At 74.5% G+C, this 21,797-nt stretch carries 20 protein-coding genes; 10 read left to right on the top strand and 10 right to left on the bottom strand.

Annotated elements, in window-relative coordinates; genetic code table 11:
• Positions 1-15: 15 nt before the first annotated feature.
• The 4 genes from DCS98_RS19275 to DCS98_RS19260 all read right to left on the bottom strand — a co-directional run bounded on the left by DCS98_RS19275 (position 16) and on the right by DCS98_RS19260 (position 7,733).
• On the bottom strand, positions 16-2,937 hold the full coding sequence (locus tag DCS98_RS19275; protein WP_206340350.1) for a wax ester/triacylglycerol synthase family O-acyltransferase: 2,922 nt from the start codon (positions 2,935-2,937) through the stop codon (positions 16-18).
• Positions 2,934-5,195, bottom strand: coding sequence for a glycerol-3-phosphate 1-O-acyltransferase (locus tag DCS98_RS19270; protein ID WP_206340349.1), 2,262 nt, complete (start codon positions 5,193-5,195; stop codon positions 2,934-2,936). The genes DCS98_RS19275 and DCS98_RS19270 overlap by 4 nt, the downstream gene beginning before the upstream one ends.
• 167 nt (positions 5,196-5,362) lie before the next feature.
• Positions 5,363-6,256, bottom strand: coding sequence for a DNA-3-methyladenine glycosylase family protein (locus tag DCS98_RS19265; RefSeq protein WP_116453012.1), 894 nt, complete (start codon positions 6,254-6,256; stop codon positions 5,363-5,365).
• A gap of 94 nt (positions 6,257-6,350) precedes the next feature.
• Positions 6,351-7,733 carry a serine hydrolase domain-containing protein gene (locus DCS98_RS19260; RefSeq protein ID WP_116453011.1) on the bottom strand — a complete coding sequence of 461 codons (1,383 nt, stop codon included), beginning with the start codon at positions 7,731-7,733 and terminating at the stop codon, positions 6,351-6,353.
• Between the two features lie 69 nt (positions 7,734-7,802).
• Between DCS98_RS19260 and DCS98_RS19255 the strand changes: the two genes are divergently transcribed.
• Both DCS98_RS19255 and DCS98_RS23145 read left to right on the top strand, forming a co-directional pair.
• Entirely contained in the window at positions 7,803-8,411 is a 609-nt protein-coding gene (locus DCS98_RS19255) for a hypothetical protein (RefSeq protein WP_116453010.1), read from the top strand.
• Positions 8,404-8,592 carry a hypothetical protein gene (locus tag DCS98_RS23145; protein WP_164704663.1) on the top strand — a complete coding sequence of 63 codons (189 nt, stop codon included), beginning with the start codon at positions 8,404-8,406 and terminating at the stop codon, positions 8,590-8,592. Before DCS98_RS19255 ends, DCS98_RS23145 begins: the two co-directional genes overlap by 8 nt.
• Before the next feature lie 7 nt (positions 8,593-8,599).
• Here DCS98_RS23145 and DCS98_RS23140 read toward each other — a convergent pair whose 3' ends face one another.
• Together DCS98_RS23140 and DCS98_RS19250 are read right to left on the bottom strand one after the other, a co-directional pair.
• Positions 8,600-8,770 carry a hypothetical protein gene (locus tag DCS98_RS23140; protein ID WP_164704662.1) on the bottom strand — a complete coding sequence of 57 codons (171 nt, stop codon included), beginning with the start codon at positions 8,768-8,770 and terminating at the stop codon, positions 8,600-8,602.
• Positions 8,771-8,818: 48 nt separating this feature from the next.
• The gene (locus tag DCS98_RS19250; RefSeq protein WP_206340348.1) at positions 8,819-10,348 is read right to left on the bottom strand and encodes an alpha/beta hydrolase family protein; all 1,530 of its coding nucleotides are present in this window, start codon (positions 10,346-10,348) and stop codon (positions 8,819-8,821) included.
• A 103-nt stretch (positions 10,349-10,451) separates the two neighbouring features.
• Here DCS98_RS19250 and mgrA point away from each other — a divergent pair, with 103 nt between their 5' ends.
• The 5 genes from mgrA to DCS98_RS19225 all read left to right on the top strand — a co-directional run bounded on the left by mgrA (position 10,452) and on the right by DCS98_RS19225 (position 14,642).
• Entirely contained in the window at positions 10,452-11,498 is a 1,047-nt protein-coding gene (gene mgrA, locus DCS98_RS19245; protein WP_116453009.1) for an L-glyceraldehyde 3-phosphate reductase, read from the top strand.
• 85 nt (positions 11,499-11,583) lie between these two features.
• A complete protein-coding gene (locus DCS98_RS19240) occupies positions 11,584-12,837 on the top strand; it encodes a lipase family alpha/beta hydrolase (RefSeq protein ID WP_116453008.1) in 1,254 nt (417 codons plus the stop codon).
• A gap of 78 nt (positions 12,838-12,915) precedes the next feature.
• Positions 12,916-13,785: a lysophospholipid acyltransferase family protein gene (locus DCS98_RS19235; RefSeq protein ID WP_206340347.1), complete on the top strand. Its 870-nt coding sequence runs from the start codon at positions 12,916-12,918 to the stop codon at positions 13,783-13,785.
• Between the two features lie 78 nt (positions 13,786-13,863).
• Complete coding sequence (locus tag DCS98_RS19230; protein ID WP_116453007.1) at positions 13,864-14,073, top strand: DUF4177 domain-containing protein; 210 nt, start codon at positions 13,864-13,866, stop codon at positions 14,071-14,073.
• Positions 14,070-14,642, top strand: a complete 573-nt coding sequence (locus DCS98_RS19225) for a DUF4334 domain-containing protein (RefSeq protein WP_241038407.1) — start codon at positions 14,070-14,072, stop codon at positions 14,640-14,642. The genes DCS98_RS19230 and DCS98_RS19225 overlap by 4 nt, the downstream gene beginning before the upstream one ends.
• Here DCS98_RS19225 and DCS98_RS19220 read toward each other — a convergent pair.
• The 3 genes from DCS98_RS19220 to DCS98_RS19210 are packed head-to-tail and all read right to left on the bottom strand — an operon-like array spanning position 14,632 to position 16,471.
• Positions 14,632-15,033, bottom strand: coding sequence for an arsenate reductase ArsC (locus DCS98_RS19220; protein ID WP_116453006.1), 402 nt, complete (start codon positions 15,031-15,033; stop codon positions 14,632-14,634). The genes DCS98_RS19225 and DCS98_RS19220 overlap by 11 nt on opposite strands.
• Entirely contained in the window at positions 15,030-16,130 is a 1,101-nt protein-coding gene (gene arsB / locus DCS98_RS19215) for an ACR3 family arsenite efflux transporter (RefSeq protein ID WP_116453005.1), read from the bottom strand. The genes DCS98_RS19220 and arsB overlap by 4 nt, the downstream gene beginning before the upstream one ends.
• On the bottom strand, positions 16,127-16,471 hold the full coding sequence (locus DCS98_RS19210) for a metalloregulator ArsR/SmtB family transcription factor (RefSeq protein ID WP_241038405.1): 345 nt from the start codon (positions 16,469-16,471) through the stop codon (positions 16,127-16,129). The genes arsB and DCS98_RS19210 overlap by 4 nt, the downstream gene beginning before the upstream one ends.
• A gap of 133 nt (positions 16,472-16,604) precedes the next feature.
• On the opposite strand from DCS98_RS19210, the gene DCS98_RS19205 reads away from it, so the two are divergent.
• Positions 16,605-17,087 (top strand): ArsI/CadI family heavy metal resistance metalloenzyme, encoded by a 483-nt coding sequence (locus DCS98_RS19205; RefSeq protein WP_116453003.1) that lies wholly within the window; start codon positions 16,605-16,607, stop codon positions 17,085-17,087.
• Between the two features lie 6 nt (positions 17,088-17,093).
• Here the strand turns inward: DCS98_RS19205 and DCS98_RS19200 are convergent, their stop codons facing one another.
• Positions 17,094-20,198, bottom strand: a complete 3,105-nt coding sequence (locus tag DCS98_RS19200; protein ID WP_164704661.1) for an AfsR/SARP family transcriptional regulator — start codon at positions 20,196-20,198, stop codon at positions 17,094-17,096.
• A gap of 139 nt (positions 20,199-20,337) precedes the next feature.
• Here DCS98_RS19200 and DCS98_RS19195 point away from each other — a divergent pair, with 139 nt between their 5' ends.
• Positions 20,338-20,706 carry a hypothetical protein gene (locus DCS98_RS19195; RefSeq protein ID WP_116453001.1) on the top strand — a complete coding sequence of 123 codons (369 nt, stop codon included), beginning with the start codon at positions 20,338-20,340 and terminating at the stop codon, positions 20,704-20,706.
• Between the two features lie 102 nt (positions 20,707-20,808).
• Positions 20,809-21,753, top strand: a complete 945-nt coding sequence (locus DCS98_RS19190) for an ATP synthase subunit B family protein (RefSeq protein WP_116453000.1) — start codon at positions 20,809-20,811, stop codon at positions 21,751-21,753.
• Positions 21,754-21,797 lie beyond the last annotated feature (44 nt).

Genomic DNA, 21,797 nt, shown 5'->3' with positions numbered 1-21,797 from the left:
CACGAACGGGCGGTGTCAGCGGCCCAGCGCCACGACCTCGTCCAGCCCGGCCTGCAGATCGGCGACCAGCCCGCCCGGGTCGGTCACCGCGGCGGCGTCGACGTTGATCCCGATGCAGCACGTGTCCTCGTGCGAGAGCAGCGTGATCATCGCCGCGCACCCGGGCAGCGGACCGAAGGGGAACATCCGCACGATGCGGGAGCCGGCGATGTAGACCGGGTGCGACACCCCCGGCATGTTCGACACCTGCACGTCGTTCGCGCTGGTCAGCGAGCCGGACAGCGCTCCGATCACCGGCGCCGGCAGCCACCCCAGGATCGGCCCGACCAGGTCGTCGAGCACGCCGGAGCCGCTCTCGTTCCGCGCCGACAGCACGAACTCGCGGATCGCCTTGATCCGCGTCGCCGGGTCCGGCTCGGCCAGCGACGCCGGCAACCGGGCGCCGGTGAACCGGTTCCCGCCCTGCGGGTCGTCCTGCGCGCGCAGGCTGATCGGGATGCCCAGGGTCAGCGTCTCCGCGGGCGCCCCCAGCCGCTCGTGGTAGCGCCGGAACCCACCCACGACGGCGGCGAGGAGGCCGTCGTTGAGCGAGCCGCCGGCCGCCTTGGACCCGGCCTTGAGGTCGGCCAGCGGCACCTCCGCCACCTCGAAGTGCCAGCCGCCCCCGCGCGGCGTCAGCAGCGACGAGCCGCTCTTCGGCGGCGACAGCGTCGAGGTCGCCGACCGTGCGGCGTCGACGGCGGAGGTCGCGGCCTCCCACGGCCGCCGCAGGGTGCCCAGCGCGCCGACACCGCGCCGCAGCGCGGCCAGCGGTACCGACTTCGCGGTACCGACGATCTGGTCCCGCAGCACGCCCACGGGCGAGGCGTCCCCGGGCGCGGGCACCGGCGGCTCCGGGCGGGACGGGTCGTGCTCGGCGGTCCGGCTGTGCAGCAGGCTCATCAGCTGCACCGCGCCCAGGCCGTCGGTGGTGCTGTGGTGGGTCTTGACGACGTAACCCGCGCGCCCGTCCTCCAGTCCCTCGACCAGCAGCACCTCCCACAGCGGGCGGTCGCGGTCCAGCGGCGCGGCGGCGAACTCGCCGACGACGTCGAGCAGCTGCCGCATCGAGCCGGGAGCCTCCAGCCGCACCCGCCGCACGTGGTGCTCGAGGTCGAGCTCGGCGACCGTCACCCACCGCGGCGCGCCCACGCCGAGAGCCGGCTCGACCACCCGCTGGCGCATCCGGGGCACCATCCGCGAGGCCCACTCGTGCGCCCCGCGCAGCCGCTCCCACTCGGGTGCGGGCTCCAGCAGCTCGAGCAGGGTGACGTTGCTGCGCAGCCGCGGGTCGGCCACCTCCGCCCGCCACATCGCCGTCTCGAGGGGGTTCATCTCCGGTGAGATGCCCCAGTCCAGCGGCGTGGCCGGGGGAGCGGCGGCCCCGTCGTCGGCGCCGGCCTCGGTGACCTCGACGGGGCGGTCGCTGCGTCCCGACCAGTTGGCCAGGGTGTCGAGGTACTGGGCGCGGACCTCCGCCACCCGGGCGTCGATGTCCTCGACCGTCCACCCGTCGGTCGGGATCGGCGGCAGCACCCGTACCTGCACGGTGCCCGAGTGGATGGTGGCCGCGCCCCGCCACATCAGCTCGCCGGCGTTGCGGATCACGATCGGCACGACCGGCACCCCGGCCTGCATGGCGACGTGGAACGCGCCCTTCTTGAACGGGCCGAGGTTCGGCGTCGCCGAGCGCGTCCCCTCCGGCGCGATCACCAGCGAGATGCCCTCCCGCAGCCGTTGGACCGCCGGTTCCAGCGCCTGGCGCGCCTTCGCCGGGTCGCCGCGGTCGACGAACGCGACGTCGGCCAGCCGGAACGCCAGCCCGAAGCCCGGCGTGTTCGCCAGCTCCTTCTTGGCGACCGCCGTGAACCCGCCGCGCAGCAGCTTGGCCAGCACGAGCACGTCGAGCTGGCTCTGGTGGTTGAACAGGTAGACAGCCGGCCGCGTGGCCAGGTGCTCGGCGCCCTGGACGTCGAGCCGCACGCCGGCGAGCGCGCTGCCCAGCTCGCCGCCGAGCGTGATGCCGAGGTCGACCGCCTCGCGCCGCGAGCCGCTGAGCGCGCCGATGGCCACGCCGGTGGCGAAGCCGCCCAGCATGCCGCCGATCCCGGCAGCCGTCCGGGCGAGCTCGGCGGGCCCCCCGCGGCCGCGGGAGCGGAACCGGGCGATCGGCCACGAGTAGTGCCGGGCGGCAGCCTCCAGACCGCTGCCCGGGTTGAGCGCCCGGGAGCGGCCTGCGGTGCGGAGGAACGGCACGTCCTCGTCGCCGTTGGAGTAGGCGAAGCTCCGCGTCAGGTCGATGCCGTGCTCCTCGGCGAACGCCCGCACCGCGGTGGCCTTGCCCGCGCGCCACAGCAGCGGGCCCCCGGGCCGGCCGGTGCAGATGCCGTCCACGATCTCGACCGGCGACACCAGGATGTGCTCCACCCCCATGGCGCGGGCGGCCGGCTCCACCTGGAAGCGGGTCGCCGACGACGCGAGGACGACGGTGTGCCCCGCTCGCAGGTGCGCGGTGACCAGCCGCCAGGCCTCCGGGTACAGCGAGCCGGCGATGCCCTGCACGAACAGCCGCTCGCCGAGCTCGACCAGCTCGTCCTCGCTGCGCCCGGCCCACGCCTTCATGCCGGCGACGGTGAACCGCTCGAAGTCCTCCTCGGTCGTCACCCCGCGCAGGCCGGTCAGCAGCAGCTGCCCGAGGTCGGCGGGCGTCACGTGCAGCGAGCGCAGGTGGTGCCGGGCGAAGGCGGCCAGCGAGTACCCGTCGATGACCGTGCCGTCGAAGTCGAAGAACGCGCCGACGCGAGGGCCGCGCGGTGCCGCCTCGACGTCGGCGAGCAGCTGCTCCTCGCTCCACTCGCCCGCCCGGGCGGTCGTGGCCGGTTCCTGCTCGCTGCTCACGGCTCCACTCCCACGCTCTCCCGCCGTGCGGCGGCGTCCAGCTCGTCGATGACGACCACGCGGCGGACGACGTCGCGCACCTGCGCCGCCCACTCCTGCCGGTTGCGGGCCAGCTCCTCGCGGCCGGGGTCCACCAGGTCGAGGTTGCGGGCCAGCTGCATCGCGGTGGCGAACAGCTCGCGTGACAGCGACTCCGGCCCGTGCAGCCGGCCCTGCAGCAGCATCTGCTGACCCATCCCGCTGCACTCGGCGAGGAATTCCGGCTCGACGACCGGCGTGCGGGGATCCCTCGCCGCCAGCCGCTCGGCCACCACCAGCTGCGCGTCGACGAACGAGCGCAGCACCCGGTGGGCCACCAGGAGCGGCGCCCGGCAGAGCACCTCGCGGCCGTCGGCGGTCTCCCACTCCGGGTCCAGGCGCTCGAGCTCCGCGCCGATCCGCTCCCGGTAGGCGTCGCGCTCCGGGAAGAAGAACTCGAACTTCAGCTGGTCGCGCAGCCGGAACGCCTCGTCCCAGCGGTCGACCGGGTCCCCGAGCATGACCAGCTCGGCGATCGCCCGGTCGACGACGTGGTGGATGGCGCTGTTGCGGTAGAAGGCGGCCACCAGGTGCTGGCCGCGCTCGATGGCGTGCACCGGCTCCTCGCCGCCGTCGTAGACGGTGACGACGCCCTGGCCGGCCAGCGTGGTGAGCACCTGCCGCACCCCGCGGAAGGTGCGCAGCGCACCGCCGGAGTGCGGCAGCTCCCGCTCGTCGAGGAAGTCGAGCAGCGGCTCCACCACCCGGCGCACCTGGCCGAGCGTGAGCGCCCGGTCGCGGACCCCCAGCAGCGCCAGGGTGACCAGCGCCGTCGCGGTCGCCGGCGTCACGGAGTTGATGCCCACGGCCACCTGGAAGGCGACCTTCTGCAGCGTCAGCCGCCGGGCGTCGGGGTCGGACGGGTCCGCCCCCGCGGCCAGCGCCGCCGCGAGGGACAGCGGCTCGGCGAACGCGACGTGCACGGTGCCCAGCGGCGTGCTCACCTGCTCGCGCGCGTAGGAGGCCAGCCACGACAGGCCCTCGCCGCGCTTGGCGGCACCGCCCTGCTCGGCCGCCATCAGCGAGACCTCGCGGAGCTGGTCGTAGGTGATGGCCACCGGCACGAGGAGGACGTCGTCGACCCGGCGGCGCTCGACGGCGTCGGCGACGTAGCGCAGCAGCCCGTGCCGCGGGGGGCGCAGCTTGCCCGTCCGGGAACGGCCGCCCTCCATGTACCACTCGAGGTTGAAGCGCTTGGACAGCAGGAACGCGAAGTACTCGCGGACGGCGAGCTTGTAGACCTGGTCGTCGCCGAAGCTGCGGCGGATGAAGACGATCCCCGCGCGCTTCGCCAGCGGACCGACCGGCCAGAAGCTCAGGTTGTCCCCGCCCAGCACGTGGTTGCGGGGGAAGTCGTGCGCGGCGAGGACGTCGGCGAGCACCAGTGGGTCGACGTAGGAGCGGTGGCTGGGCAGGAAGACCAGCGGGTGCCGGCGGTTGAGCTCCCGCAGCCGGGCGAGCCCGTCGGTGTCGGCCTGCACGTCCCACGCCCGTGAGTGCAGCGGCCGGAACATGCCGGTGAACACCTCGACGGCGGCCGGGTCGACGGCGGCCACCAGCCCGTCCAGCGCGCTCGTGGCGCGGGCGCGCAGCTCGTCCTCGGGGCAGTCCAGGCGCTCGGCGAGCGCGGACAGCTCGCGGCGGAACTCGGGGCTGGCCTCGATCGCCTCGACCACGTGCCGGGGGACCTTCACCCGCTCGCCGACGACGCCCCGCTCGGCCCGGTCGAGGGCGAGGGACGCCTGCTGGGCGACGAAGTCGGGCAGCGACCCGTTGCCCGACCACCGCCCGGCCAGCTCGGCGACGGTCGCCGGCGCCGCCAGCACCACCTGCGCGCGGTCAGGGTCCCGGTCGAGCGCCAGCTTCTGCAGCGGCCCGGGAGGGCGGCGGCGCAACGAGGGCATGGCCGCCGACCAGCGGCCCCTGCGCCGCCGGCCGTCCTCCTCGTGGCCCACCGGGTGCCGCGGCGTCCAGGCGACGCGGAGCGCGGTCACCACGGTGTCCGGGTCGGCGCCGGACAGCGGCTGCTCGAGGGCCGACCCGCGCAGGGGGAGCACCGTCGCGGTCCGGCCGGACGCCTCCTCCGCGAGCGCGGCCTGGACCAGCCGGCGTTCGGTGTCGCTCGAGGCGTCGACCAGCACGATCAGGGAGGCCCCATCGCCCACCTGCAGTCGGCTCACTCCTGCCCACCTCTCCTCGGGGACGCGAACCCTAGAGGAGAACGTGTCCCATCCGCGCCGCGGCCGCGACCGCAGGGCCGTCCGACTCCCGTCAGGCGCACGGGCGGCGAGCCACGTCGAGAACTCGAACGACCACGGAGCGCGCAGGTGACGGGCAGGCCGGTGGGTCAGCGGCCACGGATGTCGTTCGCACGCCTCCGTGGGCCGTACCGCGGTGGGCGTCGGCCGCCGGCGAGCACGAGCTGGAGCACGCGCTGCCGGTGCGGGCGGTGGGGCTCGAGCAGCTCGAGCATGCGAGCATCGTCGGCCCGCGGCTCACCGGCCAGCGTCCACGCGACCATCGACGGGATGCCGTCGTCCCCGACGATCGCGATGTCCCGGTCGCCCCAGCAGCGCGCGCCGAGGCAGCTGCACGTCCAGGGGCCCAGGCCGCGGACCGACCGGACCGCGGGCAGCGCCTCCTCGAACGGGCGGTCCACGAGCGGCGCCAGTGCCCGCGCAGCCCGGGCTGCGGACACCAGGTGCTCGGCCCGCCGGCGGTCGATCCCGAGCCGGTGGAAGTCCGCCGAGCCCAACCGTCCGACCGTCGCCGGGTCCGGCGGGTGGACCAGCCCGGGCACCGTCTCCGAGGGCGAGCCGTAGCCGTGCACCAGCCGTTTCCACTGCGCCGCCGCGTCCACCCGGCTGATCCGCTGCTGCACGATCAGGTAGGCCGCGTCGTGCCAGAGGGTGCTGGTCCGGGCGATGCGTCGGCCTCGGTTCCGGCGCCACAGATCCCGCACGGGCTGCTCGCGCGGATCGAACCCGGTCACGTCGTCCAGCAGCCCGAGCAGGCCCGGCGCGCGGGTCAGCAGCCAGGTGCCGCCAGGACCGCCGGCCTCGATGCGGGCCGCCGACCCGGACCACGTGACGACGAGCCCACCGGGCCCGTCCGGGGTCAGCGTCGCCCGCTCGAACCGCCCCGGTGCCGTGCGCAGCGTCGGGTCCCCGGGCAGCCAGGCGAGCGCGCCGAGCGTCGCCTCCAGATCGATCCCCTGGACGTCGACCTCGTCAGTCGTCACGGGGCTCCTCCGGTCAGACCCCGGGTGGGGGACGAACCCAGCGTAGGACGGGCGTACGGGCGCAGAGCCGACGGTCGGCCCCTGTGCCCCGAGCTCACGTCCGGCGAGCCGGGGTCCCGGCGAGCCGGCGGTGGGTGACCCCGCCCAGCCTCAGCGAGACGGCGCGGCCGGCCGCGTCGCGCTGCACCGGGACGAGCTCGCCGGCCGGGCCGAAACCGGGCTGCGCGGCGACCCGCAGGGTGTCGTCGTCCACCACCTCGAGCTCCTCCGCACCCGGCAGCGGGTCGTCTGCCGTCGGCCGGACGAGCACCAGGCGACCGCCCAGCTCCGCCACGTCCAGGACACCCCACAGGCTCGCGAACCGGCCGGTGAACGACGTCGTCGGTGCGCCGGCGGGCGGGGCCGCCACCTCGGCGCGCGGTGCCAGCGCCAGGTCGACCAGCTTGACCAGCCCGACCGCGAGGCCCTCCGCCGGCCCGTCGACGGCGTTGGTCAGCACGCTGACGACCAGCCGGCCGACCGGGTCGACCAGCGTGAGCGTGATGTGGCCGGGATAGCCGCCGCTGTGCCCCACGAGCTGCCGCTCGCCGACCTCCTGCAGCGCCATGCCGACGCCGTACCGGCCGACCTCGCGCCCGTACGCCGTCACCACCGACTCCAGCCGCTGCATCAGCCGCTTGGAGCCGTCGGTGAGCAGCCTCTCGTCGCCGAGGAAGTGGGCCGCCCCGTACGTGCAGAGGTCCTCCGCGGTGGACCAGAAGCCGGTGGCCGCTGCCATGGCCCCGGTGGGGGCCGGCGCGATCGTCTCCCGGGTGGTGGCGCCCAGCAGCAGGCCCGTGTGCCCCGCGGCGTACTCGCCGGCGCGGGCCGGGTCGTGGTCCGGGCCGGTGCGGCGCAGCCCGAGCGGCTCGACCACGGCACGGCGCAGGTGGTCGGCGTACGAGGTCCCGGTCACCGCCTCGACGGCCATGCCGAGGAGCCCGTAGCCGGCGTTGGAGTACTTGAAGTGCTCGTTGCGGCGGTGCACGGCTCCGGCCCGCAGGACCTCGCGCAGCACGCCGTCCCGGTCGGGGAAGGGCTGCTCCAGCTGCCAGAAGTCGGCGCGCGCCCCGTCGCGGACGACGCCGCCCTGGTGGCCGAGCAGCTCGCGGACCGTCACCGCCGCGACGTCCGAGCCCTCGAGCTCCGGCACGTGCCGGCCGATCGGGTCGTCGAGCCGGATCCGGCCGGCCTCGGCCAGCTGCAGCACCGCGGTGGCCGTGAAGGTCTTCGAGTGCGACGCGACGGGGAACAGGTGCTCGGTGGTCAGCGGGGCGCCGGTGGTCTCGTCGGCGACACCCACGGCGGCCGACAGGACGAGCTCGTCACCGGAGCGGACGGCCACCTGCACCCCGGGCACCCGGCGGTGCGCGGCCTGCGCCTCGACCCACGACCGCAGGTAGGGGGCGGCCGAGCGGATCGTCGCGGTCGTCGTCACGGGCGCCGAGCGTAGGCAATTCGGGCGGGTGCCCTGGACCGGCCGACGGCCAGGCTGTACACCGACGGGGTGACGACGTCCCTGGCCGACCTGGACATGCCCGTGGTGCTGCCCCGCTGGGTCCCCTCCGGTGCCGTCGAGGTCGTGTCGACCGGCAAGGGGCGGGCCGGGTCAGGGCCCGAGTACTGGGACGACATCAGCGTCGGCCCCGCCGGGCACCGCAGCGGCCCGCGGCCCTGGACGGTGCGCACCCTGGCCCGCCGCGGGTGCCGCCCCGGACGGAACGGCGGGTGGACGCAGGACCCGCCGCTGGACCGGGCCGCGGCGACCGCCGTCGTGGAGCTGCTGCTGCAGCGGATCCCGACTGGGTTGTCGGGGGACGCCGTCCGGCAGCTGGTGGACCAGGCGGGCGACACCGGAGACCGGGTGGCCCGGCGGCTGATGGACGAGCGCAGCTGGCACCGGGAGACCGCGGACGTCGACGGCCACGAGTTCGTCCTGTGGTTCCACGGGAGGCGGGAGGGTTTCGCGGCCGTCGCGGACCTCGGCCTGGTCACCCTGATCACGCACGGCTCGGTCCCGCCCGACGTCTGGGTCTTCTCCCTCGTCTGGCCGGACCAGGCGCGCGCGGTGCTCGACCGGTCGCGGCGCGCTGGACAACGGACCGGCCGTGCCTGACGCTTCGGGCATGGCGGAGCAGCGGTACTCCATCCCGCTCGACGAGCTGGTGTCGAGCGCGCGCATCCCGGTCGCCGAGCAGGTCGAGCTGCAGAACGAACCGCGGCAGCCCCCGGTCGACTGGTCGGCCGGGGTGCACCCCTACGGGGACGGGGCGTCCGGCGACGCCGACGGCGACTGAGCCCGGGTCACCGGCCGGGCGGCAGCGCCCGGTCGTGGCGCTTGTTCCAGCCGAGAGCGGCCGTCGCGGCGAAGAACAGCACGCCGACGACGGCGAGCCAGAACAGCCCCTTCACCACCGCTCCGATCACGGTGATCGCCAGCCAGATCACCAGCAGCAGTCCCAGCAGGCGCAGCATCGGGGTCTCCCCAGGTCGGATCGGGTCGTCCCGACCAGCGTAGAGCCGTCAGCAGCCCACGTCGGCGATGTCGTGGTCGGCGGCCCGGCCGGTCGCCGTCGCGAGGTCGTAGCCGGAGCAGAAGTAGAAGCTCAGCCGCTCGGACCGGTCCAGCGCCACGGGGCGCCAGGTGCCGGTCGCATCCGGCTCCAGGTACCGGAGGCTCTCCGCCAGCAGCGCGTCGTCGGCGGCCGGGTCGTGCTGCAGGTACTTCGCCAGCCACGCCTGCGTGTAGACGCTGGACAGCGCCTGGCCCCAGCGGGACGCGGGCAGCACGTAGGCGATGTCGGTGTACTCCAGGTGGGTCGAGGCGCGCGGGACGACGACCATCGAGTCGACGCCGGCCACCGTCCAGCCGTCGAAGCCGGTGGCGAGTTCCCGGCGCGGATCGGGGGCCTCGGTCGGCGAGCCGGCGCCGGAGGCGTCGAACAGGCCGGAGTTGGCGAAGTACGGCGCAACCGTGAACCCGTACTCCGACTGGACCCCGAGCGCCGGCACGACCGGCTCCAGCGGACCCAGGGCGTCGAACTCCTCGCCGTCGCGGACCGCGGCGGTCGTCGACAGCTTGTCGAGGGCAACGACGGTCTGGATCCGGTCGTCCACGCCCTGCAGGTAGGAGACGGCGATGGCGCCCAGGGAGTGGCCGATCACGGCGAGCCGGGTGGTGCGGCCCGGTGTGGCGGTGTCCGGGTCGGGCGAGCGGTCGAAGGACTCCCAGAGCGGGTTGTAGGCGTCGACGTCGACGCTGCCGGCCGACGGGCTGCCGTAGGGCGCCGACGGCGTGGAGAGGAAGAAGTCGATCGCGTCCTGGGTGCCGTAGACGAAGTTCGAGGTCTGCTGGAACGGCACGCCGGGGCAGCCGGTCTGCTCGCCGGCCAGCGGGGCCGCGGCGAACGAGCAGTAGGGCAGGTCGGCCGGGTCGGCCTGGTGGGGGAAGGTCTCGCTGCGGCCCTGGCCCTGCACGTCGTAGGTGAGGACGACGTAGCCCCGCTCGGCGAGGTCCTGGGCCAGCCACCAGTACATGCGCTCGCTGCCCTGGACCGAGCCCGTGGTCAGGACGACGCCCGGGAAGGGGCCCTCCAACGGCTCGCCGGTGTAGGGGTCGGTCGCGCCCGGCAGCGGGGAGAAGACGTCGCCCTGGATGAGGGCGCCGTACCGGTTCGGAAAGGACACCGGGGTGATCTGCCCGCGGGTGCCGTCCCAGCCGGCGCGGTACGGGTTGCCGCTGTTCCACCCGGGCACGGCCTGCCCCGGCGTGAGCGCCGGCCGGTTCGGCCGGGCGGCCTGCGCGAGCAGGTCGGCCGCGAACACGGGGTTGATGTACGCCGGCGATGCCAGCCCGTAGGCGGGGGAGAGCTGCCCGTCCGGGGCGGTCTGGCGGCCGTAGGCGTCGGCGATGTTCTGCGCGTCGCGGGCCAGGTACCCCGGCGTTCCCGGAGCGGGGTCGTCCGGTGCCGCGGCGGCGCCGGGGTTCCCGGTGAGGACGACGGCGAGAGCGGCACCCAGGGCGAGCACGGCACGGGGCAGCGGACGGCGCATGCGGACTCCTTCGTCGGCGGGTGCGCTGTCAACGAGCCGCCGCGGATCCGGTTACCGCTGGACACAGGTATCGCTCCGCGGAGCGGCCGGGCAGCATGGGCGCATGAGCTACCGCGCAGCCGAGGACCGCTACGACTCCATGACCTACCGGCGGACCGGCCGCAGCGGCTTGGACCTGCCCGCGATCAGCCTGGGGCTCTGGCACAACTTCGGCGACGACATGCCGTTCGACCGCCAGCGGGCGATCCTGCGCCGCGCCTTCGACCTGGGCATCACGCACTTCGACCTGGCCAACAACTACGGGCCGCCCTACGGCTCCGCGGAGACCAACTTCGGCCGCCACCTGGCCGACGACTTCGCGCCCTACCGCGACGAGCTGGTCATCTCCACCAAGGCCGGCTACGACATGTGGCCCGGCCCGTACGGGCAGGGCGGCGGCGGTCGCAAGTACGTGCTGTCCAGCCTCGACCAGTCGCTGAAGCGCATGGGCCTGGACTACGTGGACATCTTCTACAGCCACCGCCCCGACCCGACGACGCCGCTCGAGGAGACGATGGGCGCCCTCGACACGGCGGTCCGGTCCGGGCGCGCGCTGTACGCGGGCATCAGCTCCTACTCGCCGCAGGACACCGCGAAGGCGGCGGCGATCCTCGCCGACCTCGGGACTCCGCTGCTGATCCACCAGCCGTCGTACTCGATGCTCAACCGCTGGATCGAGACCGAGGGCCTGCTCGACACCCTGGAGCAGGTGGGGGCGGGCTGCATCGCGTTCTCCCCGCTGGCGCAGGGCATGCTCACCACCAAGTACCTCGACGGGGTCCCCGAGGGATCGCGCGCCGCGCAGGGCAAGTCGCTGTCGGCCGACCTGCTCACCGAGGAGGCGCTTGGCCGCATCCGCACGCTGAACGGCATCGCGAAGGGCCGCGGGCAGAGCCTGGCGCAGATGGCGCTGGCCTGGGCCCTGCGCGACCCCCGGATGACGACGGTGCTCATCGGGGCGAGCAGCGTCGGCCAGCTGGAGCAGAACGTCGCCGCCCTGGACCACCTGAGCTTCAGCGACGAAGAGCTGTGGGCCATCGACGAGCACGCGGTCGACAGCGGCATCGACCTCTGGGAGGCGCCGCGCACCCAGCAGCAAGGCACCGCCTGACCGGCGTTGCGCTCCCCGTCGCCGACGGGGAGGCTCGGCCCGTCGAGCGATCGGGGGACCCGTGCGGGCGGACGAGGCAAGGGACGTGTCGGGACTGGCGCGGCTCACGCTGCGGGGCAGCACGACGCGCGTCCACGAGCTGCACCAGGGCATCGCCGACCGCGCGTTCCGCGCTGTGGGCCCGTCCGGCCGGCCGGTGCAGGTCGTCCACGACGCGATCGCCGGGCTGAGCTACTCGGGCGTCCGCCTGGCCCTGGGTGCCGGGGCTCGCGTCGCGGGCGAGGTGGCGGCGCTCGGCGCCAGCGGGCGCGGGCTCGACGACGACCGGGCCGGCCGGGTGGCGCTGGCCATCCTCAACGGTGCGCACGGTGACCTCGTCCGGCGCGAGGCACCGGCGCTCGCCCTGGACATGACCGTGCGGGTCGAGGGGAGGGCGGTGCCGCCGGAGCCGGCGGCGCTCCGGGAGGCGTTCCCTGACGCCACGGGTCGGCTGGCCGTCTTCCTGCACGGGCTCACCGAGACCGAGGCCTCCTGGTGCTACGGAGCGCAGCGCCGCGGCGAACCCGGCACCACCTACGGCGGCCGGCTGCGCGACGAGCTCGGCCTGACCCCCGTGTACCTGCGCTACAACACCGGCCTGCACGTCTCCGACAACGGCCACGCCCTCGACGACCTGCTGGGAGCGCTGGTCGGCGCCTGGCCGGCGCCGGTGCAGGACGTCGTCCTGATCGGCCACTCGATGGGCGGGCTCGTCGCCCGCAGCGCCCTGCACCAGGCCGGCGGCGGGACGCCGGCGGCGCGGGACTGGACCCGGTTGGTCCGGGACACGATCACCCTCGGCTCGCCGCACCTCGGGGCGCCGCTCGAGCGTGGCGTCCACCGGCTGACCGCCCAGCTGGCGCGGCTGCCCGAGACCCGGCCGCTGGCCCGGCTGCTGGCACTGCGCAGCGTCGGCATCAAGGACCTGCGCCGCGGAACGCTCGTCGAGGCGGACTGGACCGGCCGGGACCTCGACGCCGCGGGTCCGGCCGAGCACACCCACGTGCCGCTGCACGACGGCGCCCGGCACTTCGTCGTCCTGGCGACGCTGAGCCGCAACCCCTCGGGCCCGCTCGCCGACCTGCTCGGTGACCTGCTGGTGCCGCCGCGCAGCGCGAGCGGCGACACCGGGGACGACGACCGGCTCGCCTTCCCGGCCGACCACGTGCACGCCCTGGGCGGGCTCAACCACTTCGACCTGCTCAACCACCCGCGCGTCCTCCGGCAGATCCGGCGGTGGCTGGAGGAGCGCCCGGAAGGCCCGCGGCCCGCTGCGCCCGAGGTGCCGCCGGGAGGCTGACCAGGCATCCTGTCGCGGACCGCACCGTGACCGAGGGCGCCGTCGGTCGTTCGATCCTTCAGAGACGAGGGAGTCACCGTGGCCGAGGACGACCAGAACATCCTGCAGCGACTCATCAGCTGGCGGGTCGGGGCGGCGATGGAGCCGCACCCGCCCAACGAGACGCTGATGAAGCTCCAGCAGCCCTTCGTGGACCTGCTGGAGAAGTACTACTTCCGGGTCGAGGTGGACGGCTGGGAGCGGGTGCCCGACGAGACCTCCCTGGTGATCGGTGTGCACTCCGGCGGGGCGCTGACCATGGACGCCTGGTCGCTGGTCAACGCGTGGCAGAAGCACTTCGACGGGCAGCGGGTGCTGCACGGCACCGCGCACGACGTGCTGATGGCCGCGCCCGGGCTCGGCGACTACTTCCGCGCCGTCGGGGTCATCGCCGCCAACCGGAAGAGCGTCGGCGCGGCGCTGGCCCAGGGGGAGGACGTCGTCGTCTGGCCGGGCGGTGAGGTGGACTCGATGCGCAGCTGGCGCAAGCGCGACGTGGCGACGCTCGGCGGCCGCACGGGGTTCGTGAAGCAGGCCATCAGGTCCGGCGTCCCGATCCTGCCGGTGGCCACCGTCGGCGGGCACGACACCGTCTTCGTCCTCAACGAGGGCGAGTGGCTGGCGAACGCGCTGGACAAGGTGCTGGGGCTGAAGAAGACGCTGCGCGGGTCGAAGCTGCCGATCATCGCCGGGATCCCGTTCCCCCTGGCGGTCGAGATCCTGCCGGCGCACGTGCCGCTGCCGGCCAAGATCCGCACCGAGATCCTGGAGCCGATCGAGGTCGACACCGATCCCGAGCGCGCCGAGGACGCGGCCTACGTGCAGAAGATCTACGACCGGGTGGCGGCCGACATCCAAGCCGGCATGGACCGGTTGGCCGCCAAGCGCACCCTCCCCGTGCTCGGCTGAGCCGGCGGGGTCGACGGGAACCCGCGGGGTTGGCAGGGTGACCTGCGACGACCGACGACGGCGACGGACGGAGCAGTGATGGCGGCCCGGTACGAGTACAAGGTCGAGGAGATCCGCGAGGGGATGCTCGGCGGCAAGATGTCCGGCGACAAGCTGGAGAAGGTGCTCAACGACCGCGCGCGGGACGGCTGGCAGCTCAAGGCGATCACCGCGGTCGAGGTGAAGGGCCGGATCGGGCCCGGCGGCGTCGAGGGCGTGCTGGTGACCTTCGAGCGGCCCGTCGCGTGACGACGATCCCGCAGCTCAGCGACGAGGCCGCCGCCTCCTGGCTGGCCGAGCACCGCACCGGCGTCGCGCCGGAGGAGGCGCTGGCCTTCTTCGACGGTCTCCCCACCGTGCCGGTCGCCGACATGCTCGGCCGCTGGCGGGGGAGCGGCCTGCCCACCGGGTCGAAGCTGGACGGGCTGCTGGAGGCCTACGGCTGGTACGGCAAGGAGTTCAACGGGGCCGAGTCGGTGCACCCGCTGCTGTTCGCCGGGCGCGGAGGGCCGAGACCGGTCGACCCGGCCTGGATCCCGCTGTCGCTGCTGCGGGACCACTCCGGGCTGGCCCGGCTCTGGCCGGTCCGGACGGCGTTCGGCCGGCTGCGCCCGCTGCTCCACACGAACCGGCCCACGGCGCGGCTGCGGACGATCGAGCACCGCGGCGTCGACACCGCCGCGATGGTCTACGACGCGCTGCCGATCATCGACGTCTTCCGGCGGATCGGACCGGACACGATCCTCGGGGCCATGGACATGCGGGGCCTGCCGGCGCCGTTCTTCTTCCTGCTGGAGCGCGAGCCGGTCACCGGCTGACGGCGAGCTCCTCGAGCAGTGCGCGGACGCGGCGCTCGATCTCGTCGCGGATCGGGCGGACGGACTCGACGCCCTTGCCGGCGGGGTCCTCGAGCTGCCAGTCGAGGTAGCGCTTGCCGGGGAAGACCGGGCAGGCGTCACCGCACCCCATGGTGATGACGACGTCCGACGCCTCGACCGCGTCGGTCGTCAGCACCTTCGGGCGCTGGGCGGAGATGTCGATGCCGACCTCGGCCATCGCCTCGACGGCGGCCGGGTTGACCCGGTCGCCGGGCAGCGATCCCGCCGACCGCACCTCGACGCCGTCCCCTGCCAGGTGGCGCAGCCACCCGGCCGCCATCTGGGAGCGGCCGGCGTTGTGGACGCAGACGAACAGCACGGACGGCGTCATGCCGGGACCTCCTGCGGGAAGAAGCGGCGCCGCGCGGCGAGCGCGACGTAGACCAGCGCCACCAGGACGGGCACCTCGATCAGCGGGCCCACGACCCCGGCGAGCGCCTGCCCGCTCGTGACGCCGAACGTGCCGATGGCGACGGCGATGGCCAGCTCGAAGTTGTTGCCGGCCGCGGTGAACGCGAGCGTCGCCGTCTTCGCGTAGCCGAGGCGCAGGCGCATGCCGAGGGCGAACGAGCCGCCGAACATCAGGACGAAGTACGCGAGCAGCGGCAGGGCGATGCGGGCGACGTCCCAGGGCTGGGAGGTGATGGCGTCGCCCTGCAGGGCAAACAGCATGACGATGGTGAACAGCAGCCCGTACAGCGCGACGGGACCGATGCGGGGGAGGAACGTCCCCTCGTACCAGACCCGCCCCTTGCGCCGCTCGCCCAGCGTGCGGGTGAGGTACCCGGCCACCAGCGGCACGCCGAGGAAGACGAGCACCGAGAGCACGATCGCCCAGACGCTGAACTCGGCGGACGTGGTCGACAGGCCGAGCCACGCCGGGAGCAGCTGGAGGTAGAACCAGCCCAGGGCCGCGAAGGCCACGATCTGGAACACCGAGTTGATCGCGACGAGCACCGCGGCGGCCTCCCGGTCCCCGCAGGAGAGGTCGTTCCAGATCAGCACCATGGCGATGCACCGGGCCAGGCCCACGACGATCAGGCCGGTCCGGTACTCGGGCAGGTCGGGCAGGAGCAGCCAGGCCAGGGCGAACATCAGGGCCGGGCCGAGCACCCAGTTGAGCACCAGACTCGCGCCGAGGAGCCGGCGGTCGCCGGTGACCCGGTCGAGCTCGGAGTACCGGACCTTGGCCAGCACCGGGTACATCATCAGCAGCAGGCCGACCGCGATGGGCAGGCTGACGTCCCCCACCTCGACGGCGCTCAGGGCGTCGTCCAGGCCGGGGACCCAGGCGCCGAGTGCCAGGCCGAGGGCCATGGCGGCGACGATCCACACCGGCAGGAACCTGTCGAGGGTCGACAGCTTCCGCAGGACCGGGGCGTCCGCCGGGACGTCGGCGCGCGAGGTCTCGCGGACGGCGTCGCTCATGCGGGGGTCAGGGCCGCGGTGTCGAACAGGTTGGCGACCGCGGCGAGCGCTTCCGGCCGCACCGCGTAGTAGACCCACACGCCGCGCTTCTCGCGGTCGAGCAGACCGGCGGAGTGCAGGACCTTGAGGTGGTGGCTGATGGTCGCCTGGGTGAGGTCGAACGCGACGTTGAGGTCGCAGACGCACGCCTCCCCGCCGGCGCTCGCGGCGATCAGGCTGACCAGGCGCAGGCGGACGGGATCGGCCAGCGCCTTGAGCAACGGCGCGACCTGCTCGGCCTGCTCCACGGACATCGGCGTGCCGGTGAGCGGCGTGCAGCACGCCAGGCCGGGGTCGCTCATCGGGGTCTCCTCGCTCGCGGACATCGAGTCACATCATAACGACAACCATCGTATTGACAACCGTCGATGTCTGGTGTTCATTCGGCGACCAGACATCGACGCCCGTCGATGTCTGCACCGGAAGGAGCCCACCATGTCCCGCGTCCAGCTGGCCCTGCGCGTCGCCGACCTCGAGGCGGCCGTCGACTTCTACTCGCGGCTGTTCGACATCGCGCCGGCCAAGCGCCGCCCCGGGTACGCCAACTTCGCCGTCACCGAGCCGCCGCTCAAGCTCGTCCTCCTCGAGGGGGAGCCGGGCGAGGCGACGCGCATGGACCACCTCGGCGTGGAGGTCCCCTCCACCGACGAGGTCACCGCGGCGACCGCCCGGCTGGCCGAGGCCGGGCTGGCGACGCGGATCGAGGACAACACCACCTGTTGCTACGCCGTCCAGGACAAGGTCTGGGTGACCGGCCCCGGCGGGGAGCCGTGGGAGGTCTACACCGTCACCGGCGACGCCCGGCCCGACCTCGAGGGCACGACCTCCTCCGAGCTGTCCGAGGTCGGCGGAGACGGCACCTGCTGCCGGCCCGAGGGGTCCGACACCGACGCGCGGCTCGCCGTGTCCTGCTGCTGACGGGGTTCAGGCGGGGAGGTCGTCGGCCAGGTCGCCCAGCTGCCGGAGCTCCCACGGTGGCAGGACGACGCCGGTCCGTCGGACCTCCCCGCCGAGCCGGCCGACGAGCCGCCGCGCGCGATCAGGTGGCGCGCCGACCGCCGCCTCGACGAACCAGACGATCCGTTCCGAGGTCAGCTCGTCCTCCTCGAGACCGGCCTGGGCCGCGACCAGGAGCGCCTCCGCAGCCGTCCGGCGCCCGTCGAGGCGAAGCAGTCGCGCGCGACGGACCTGCAGTCGAGCCCGCGCCCGGGCGTCGTCGCCCGACGCGACGACGGCCTCTGCCCGCCGCAGGGCGGCGTCGGCGTCGGCCGGTCGCCCCTGGTCGACGAGCAGGTCGGTGAGCGAGCAGCTGCCCAGCTGGACGTGCAGCATCCGGCCGCTCGGGAGCGCCGAGTCCACCAGCGACGTCAGTCGCTGCTCCGCCTCCCCGACGCGGCCCTCGTGCCGGGCCAACTGCGCCTCTGCGAACGCCACGATGTCCTCCCAGCGGGCCGACAGCGGATCGGTCATCAAGGACACGGCGCGGGCGATCGGCCGGGCGGCCGCGGCGTCGTCGCCACCCAGGAGGTGCAGCAGTCCCAGCCGGGCGGCGTTGACCGCGGTGATGCGGCGGTCACCCTCCAGTTCCGCGAGGGTCAGCGCGCGCTCCTGGTGCGCCAGTGCCGTCGGCAGCGAGCGGTGGGCCCACAGTCCCGCCAGCGTGTGCGCGGCACCGCATGCGACGGCGTCTCCTGCCGTCGGGCCGTAGCGCACCGGACCACGGCCCACCCGCTCGGCGACCTCGCCCGCCTCGACGCCGGCGGCCGTCGCTGCTGCGAAGTCGTCGAGCGTGTCGGCCAGGGTCTGCAGGGCGAAGGCCAGGACAGGTGCGTCATCGGCTGCACGCGCGATGGTCACCGCCTCCGCGGCGCGCTCGGCGGCTCGACGGCGGTCGTGCGTGGCGGAGAACCAGGCCAGGTATGCCAGTCCGATGGCCCGTGCCGGCGCCTCGACGGGAGCGGCCGCGAGTGCGAGCTCGAGGCGGCGCTCCCCCTCGCGTTCCTGACCGGCCTCGAAGTAGAGGACCATGGTGTCGACCACCAGTTGGAGGTGGTCGGTAGCCCGGCCGGCCCGCTCCCAGTGGTCGATGGCGGCGCGCAGGTTGTCGGCATCGGCGATGGCCTGTGCCAGCCATCGCCCGGTATCCGGTCCCTCGCTGTGCGCCGCCAGCCCTACGGCCCAGTCCGCGAACCAGTCGGCCGCCCGTTCCTCGGTGCGGCGCAACTCCGCAGGGTCCTCGGCGAGTCGTCCGGCGGCGTACGAGCGGATCGTCTCCAGCAACCGGAAGCGGGGGATGCCTCCGGCGGGTGGTGCCGGCTGGACGAGGCTGCGGTCGACGAGCTCGACCAGCAGGGGGACGACGGGCGGGCCGGGCCGGTCGCCGCAGACAGCCTCGAGCGCCGCCAGGCTCGCCCCGCCGCGGAAGACCGACATCCGGGTGAGCAGCCGGCGCGCGTCGGCGTCGAGCCGCCGGTAGCTCCACTCGATGGCATCTCGCAGCGTGCGGTGACGCTGGTCGCCGTCGTTCGTGCGGCCGGGGATGTCGAGCGGTTGCTCGAGCTGGCGCAGCACTCCGTCCGGGGTCAGCGCCTTCAGCCACGGGGCCACGATCTCGACCGCCAGGGGCAGGCCGTCGAGCCGCCGCACGATGTCGCCGAGGACTCCCGCATTCGCCTCGGTGACCTCGAACTCGGGGTCGCCGGCGCGCGCCCGGTCCACGAGGAGCCGGACTGCCGCACTGCCCCCGGCGGCCGTGACGTCACGCGCCGCGGGCGGGGGCACGAGGAGCGGCTGGACGGCGTACTGCTGCTCGCCGGGAATCCGCAGCGGCTGGCGGGTCGTGAGGAGGATGCGCAACCCGGTCGTGCCCTGGAGCAGGGCGGCTACGAGCGCGTCCGTGGCCGGCAGGTGCTCGACGTTGTCGAGGACCAGCAGGAACGGGCCGGTGGCCAGCAGTGCCACCAGCGCGCCGACAGTCTCCGCCGACGGGTGTCCCAGGCGGGCAGCGATGGTGCCGGTCACCAGCGCCGGGTCCTCCACCGAGGCCAGCTCCACGACGGCGGACGGCTCGCCGGAGCGCGCCACCCACGCTGCGGCGACCACCTCGGCGAGCCGGGTCTTGCCCGCGCCGCCCGGACCGGTGAGTGACACCAGGCGGTGCGCGGCGAGCAGCTCGAGGACGACGGCGAGGTCCTGCTCCCGGCCGACGAACGAGTCCAGGCGGATGCTCGGTCCCGCTCCCCGGGCCGGGGCCGTCACCACGCCGACGAGGGAGGGGTCGTGGCGCAGGACGCGGCCGTGCATGTCCCGGAGTCCGGCTCCCGGATCGGCGCCCAGCTCGTCGGCGAGTGCCCGCTGCGTGTCGGCGTAGAGCTCGAGCGCGGCGTGCTGGCGCCCCTGGCGGACCAGCGCCCACATGAGCAGCTCGGTCAGCCGCTCCCGCCACGGCTCCTCGGCGCGCGCCTCGTCCAGGGCGGTCACGACGGCGGCGAGGTCGACCTCCGGTCCGCTCTCCAGCGACATCCCCGCCCAGTCCTCGAGGGCCTGCCACCGCCGCTCGCGGACCGGCCGCACCCCGTCGGCGTAAAACGGCTCGCCCGACAGCTCGGGCAGTGGCGGCCCGCGCCAGAGCGCCAGTGCTCGTTCCAGGAGCGGCCGGCCGATCGCGACCGATCCGGCGGCCGAGGCGCGGCGGCCGTCGTCGACGAGGTCCTGGAAGGACAGCAGATCGCACTCGTCAGTTCGCAGCCGGAGCCGGTAGCCGTGGCCCACGGACTCCAGCCGTCCGCTCCCGACGGCCTTGCGCCACGTGGAGACGTACGTCTGGACGACGCCGACGGCGCTGGCGGGAGGAGCGGAGCCCCAGAGCCCGTCGACGAGGTCTGCGACGGACACCACGTCGTTCGCCCGCAGCGCGAGCATCGCGAACAGGGCACGGCGCCGGTTCCCCGCGGGGCCCACCGGCGTGCCTCCGGCGAGCACCTCGAGGGGCCCGAGGAGACGGACCAGAACCTGTTCCTGCGCCGCCACTCGAGTTCCTTCCGGCCGTCGCCCCCGGATTCTCGCACCGCTCGAGCGCCGTTGGAGAGCCGTTGGAGACGCCTTCGAGCCGGGGCGCCCACGGTCGTCGTGTCGCCGCGAATCGCGGCACCCGACCGAGGAGGACGCCATGACCAGCACACCCACCCCGCCCGTTCCCGGCCCGACGGTCAGCACACCGTCGATCCCTCCGCCGCGCGTCCCGGCCCCGTCCGCGCGCCCGGTCGAGGTCACGCCGCGCGTCGACGCCGCCACGCCGTCGCGTCGTCGCCCGCGGCGGCTGCTCGCCGGTGCCGGGATGCTCCTGATCGGGGCGGTCGCCGCCCTGTTGATCGGTACGTCGTCCGGCTCGGACGCCCCTGTCCGCCCGTCGGTGCCGGTCGTCGAGGACGGACGATGGGGAGGTCCGGACGTGTACGAGCAGCAGCACGAGCCCCAGGACGAGGGAACCAGGCGCTACGGCAGCGCCGACGTCCTCGAACGGCCCGGCCAGATCTGACCGCCGGACACCGCGCCGTGCGCGGCAGACCCCCACGAGTGCTACGAACTCGTGGTGATCAGGCGCTGATCAGCACGAGTTCGTAGCACTCGAGGAGGCGCGGTGGACCTCGACGAGGTGGCCGACGAGCTGTACGCCGTCCCGCCGGAGGAGTTCATCGCCCTGCGGAAGCAGCGGCAGGACGAGGCGAAGGCCGACGGCGACAAGGCGCTGGCCACGGAGATCGGCGGGCTGCCCAAGCCGTCGGCCGCCGCGTGGGCCTGCAACCTCCTCGTGCGCGAGCAGCGGGCGGAGATCGAGGGCCTGGTCGAGCTGGGTGACCTGCTGCGGGAGGCGCAGGAGAACCTCGCCGGCGACCAGCTCAAGGCCCTCGACGTCCAGCGGCGGCAGCTGCTGAACGCCCTCACCCGCCAGGCGCGGGCGCTGGCCAACGACCGCGGCCACCCGGTGAGCACCGCCGTCGCCACCCAGGTCGAGGAGACGCTCCGGGCCGCCATGTCGGACCCGGAGGCCGGGCAGGCGCTGCTCACCGGCCGGCTCACCTCGCCGATGTCCTACAGCGGCATGGGGACGACGGTGGCCAGACCCGACCTCCGGCTGGTGCACCCGCCGAGGCCGGAGCGCGCCGGGAAACCGGCGGCGAAGGCGCCCGCCCCGAAGAAGCAACCGGGGGAGTCGGCCGCCGACCGCCGTGCCCGCGAGCAGGAGGAGCGCCGCCGCGCCGCGGAGGAGAAGCGGCAGCGCGAGCTCGCCCGCGCCCGGGAGGCGGCCGAGGCCGCCGAGGCCGCGGCCCACGACGCGGCCGCCGCCGCCGAGGAGCAGGAGCGCGAGGTCGACGAGCTCGACCGGCGCCGGACGGAGCTGCAGGAGCGGGTCGACGAGCTGGCCGAGGAGCTCGCGGACGCCGAGCGGGCGGTCGCCGACACCGCCGCCACGCTCAAGCGGGCCCAGCGCCGCCTGACCGCCGCCCGGCACGAGGCCGACGAGGCGGCGGAGACCCGCGACCGGGCGGTCGCGCACGCCGACGCGCTCGCCGAGGGCGGCTGACCGCGGCCCCCTTGCCCGCTCGCCGGGAGAGGTCGACACTCTGC

Origin of the sequence: Blastococcus litoris (genome assembly GCF_003075095.1) — a bacterium.
GTDB classification, from domain to species: domain Bacteria; phylum Actinomycetota; class Actinomycetes; order Mycobacteriales; family Geodermatophilaceae; genus Blastococcus_B; species Blastococcus_B litoris.
This window is presented reverse-complemented; position numbering and strand designations above follow the sequence as displayed.

Excerpts from the sequence above, each read along its gene's own strand:
- DCS98_RS23140 (WP_164704662.1), bottom strand. The coding sequence starts at position 8,770 with ATGCTGCGCCTGCTGGGACTGCTGCTGGTGATCTGGCTGGCGATCACC.
- DCS98_RS19250 (WP_206340348.1), bottom strand. The coding sequence starts at position 10,348 with ATGCGCCGTCCGCTGCCCCGTGCCGTGCTCGCCCTGGGTGCCGCTCTC.
- mgrA (WP_116453009.1), top strand. The coding sequence starts at position 10,452 with ATGAGCTACCGCGCAGCCGAGGACCGCTACGACTCCATGACCTACCGG.
- DCS98_RS19230 (WP_116453007.1), top strand. The coding sequence starts at position 13,864 with ATGGCGGCCCGGTACGAGTACAAGGTCGAGGAGATCCGCGAGGGGATG.
- DCS98_RS19220 (WP_116453006.1), bottom strand. The coding sequence starts at position 15,033 with ATGACGCCGTCCGTGCTGTTCGTCTGCGTCCACAACGCCGGCCGCTCC.
- arsB (WP_116453005.1), bottom strand. The coding sequence starts at position 16,130 with ATGAGCGACGCCGTCCGCGAGACCTCGCGCGCCGACGTCCCGGCGGAC.
- DCS98_RS19210 (WP_241038405.1), bottom strand. The coding sequence starts at position 16,471 with ATGAGCGACCCCGGCCTGGCGTGCTGCACGCCGCTCACCGGCACGCCG.
- DCS98_RS19205 (WP_116453003.1), top strand. The coding sequence starts at position 16,605 with ATGTCCCGCGTCCAGCTGGCCCTGCGCGTCGCCGACCTCGAGGCGGCC.
- DCS98_RS19195 (WP_116453001.1), top strand. The coding sequence starts at position 20,338 with ATGACCAGCACACCCACCCCGCCCGTTCCCGGCCCGACGGTCAGCACA.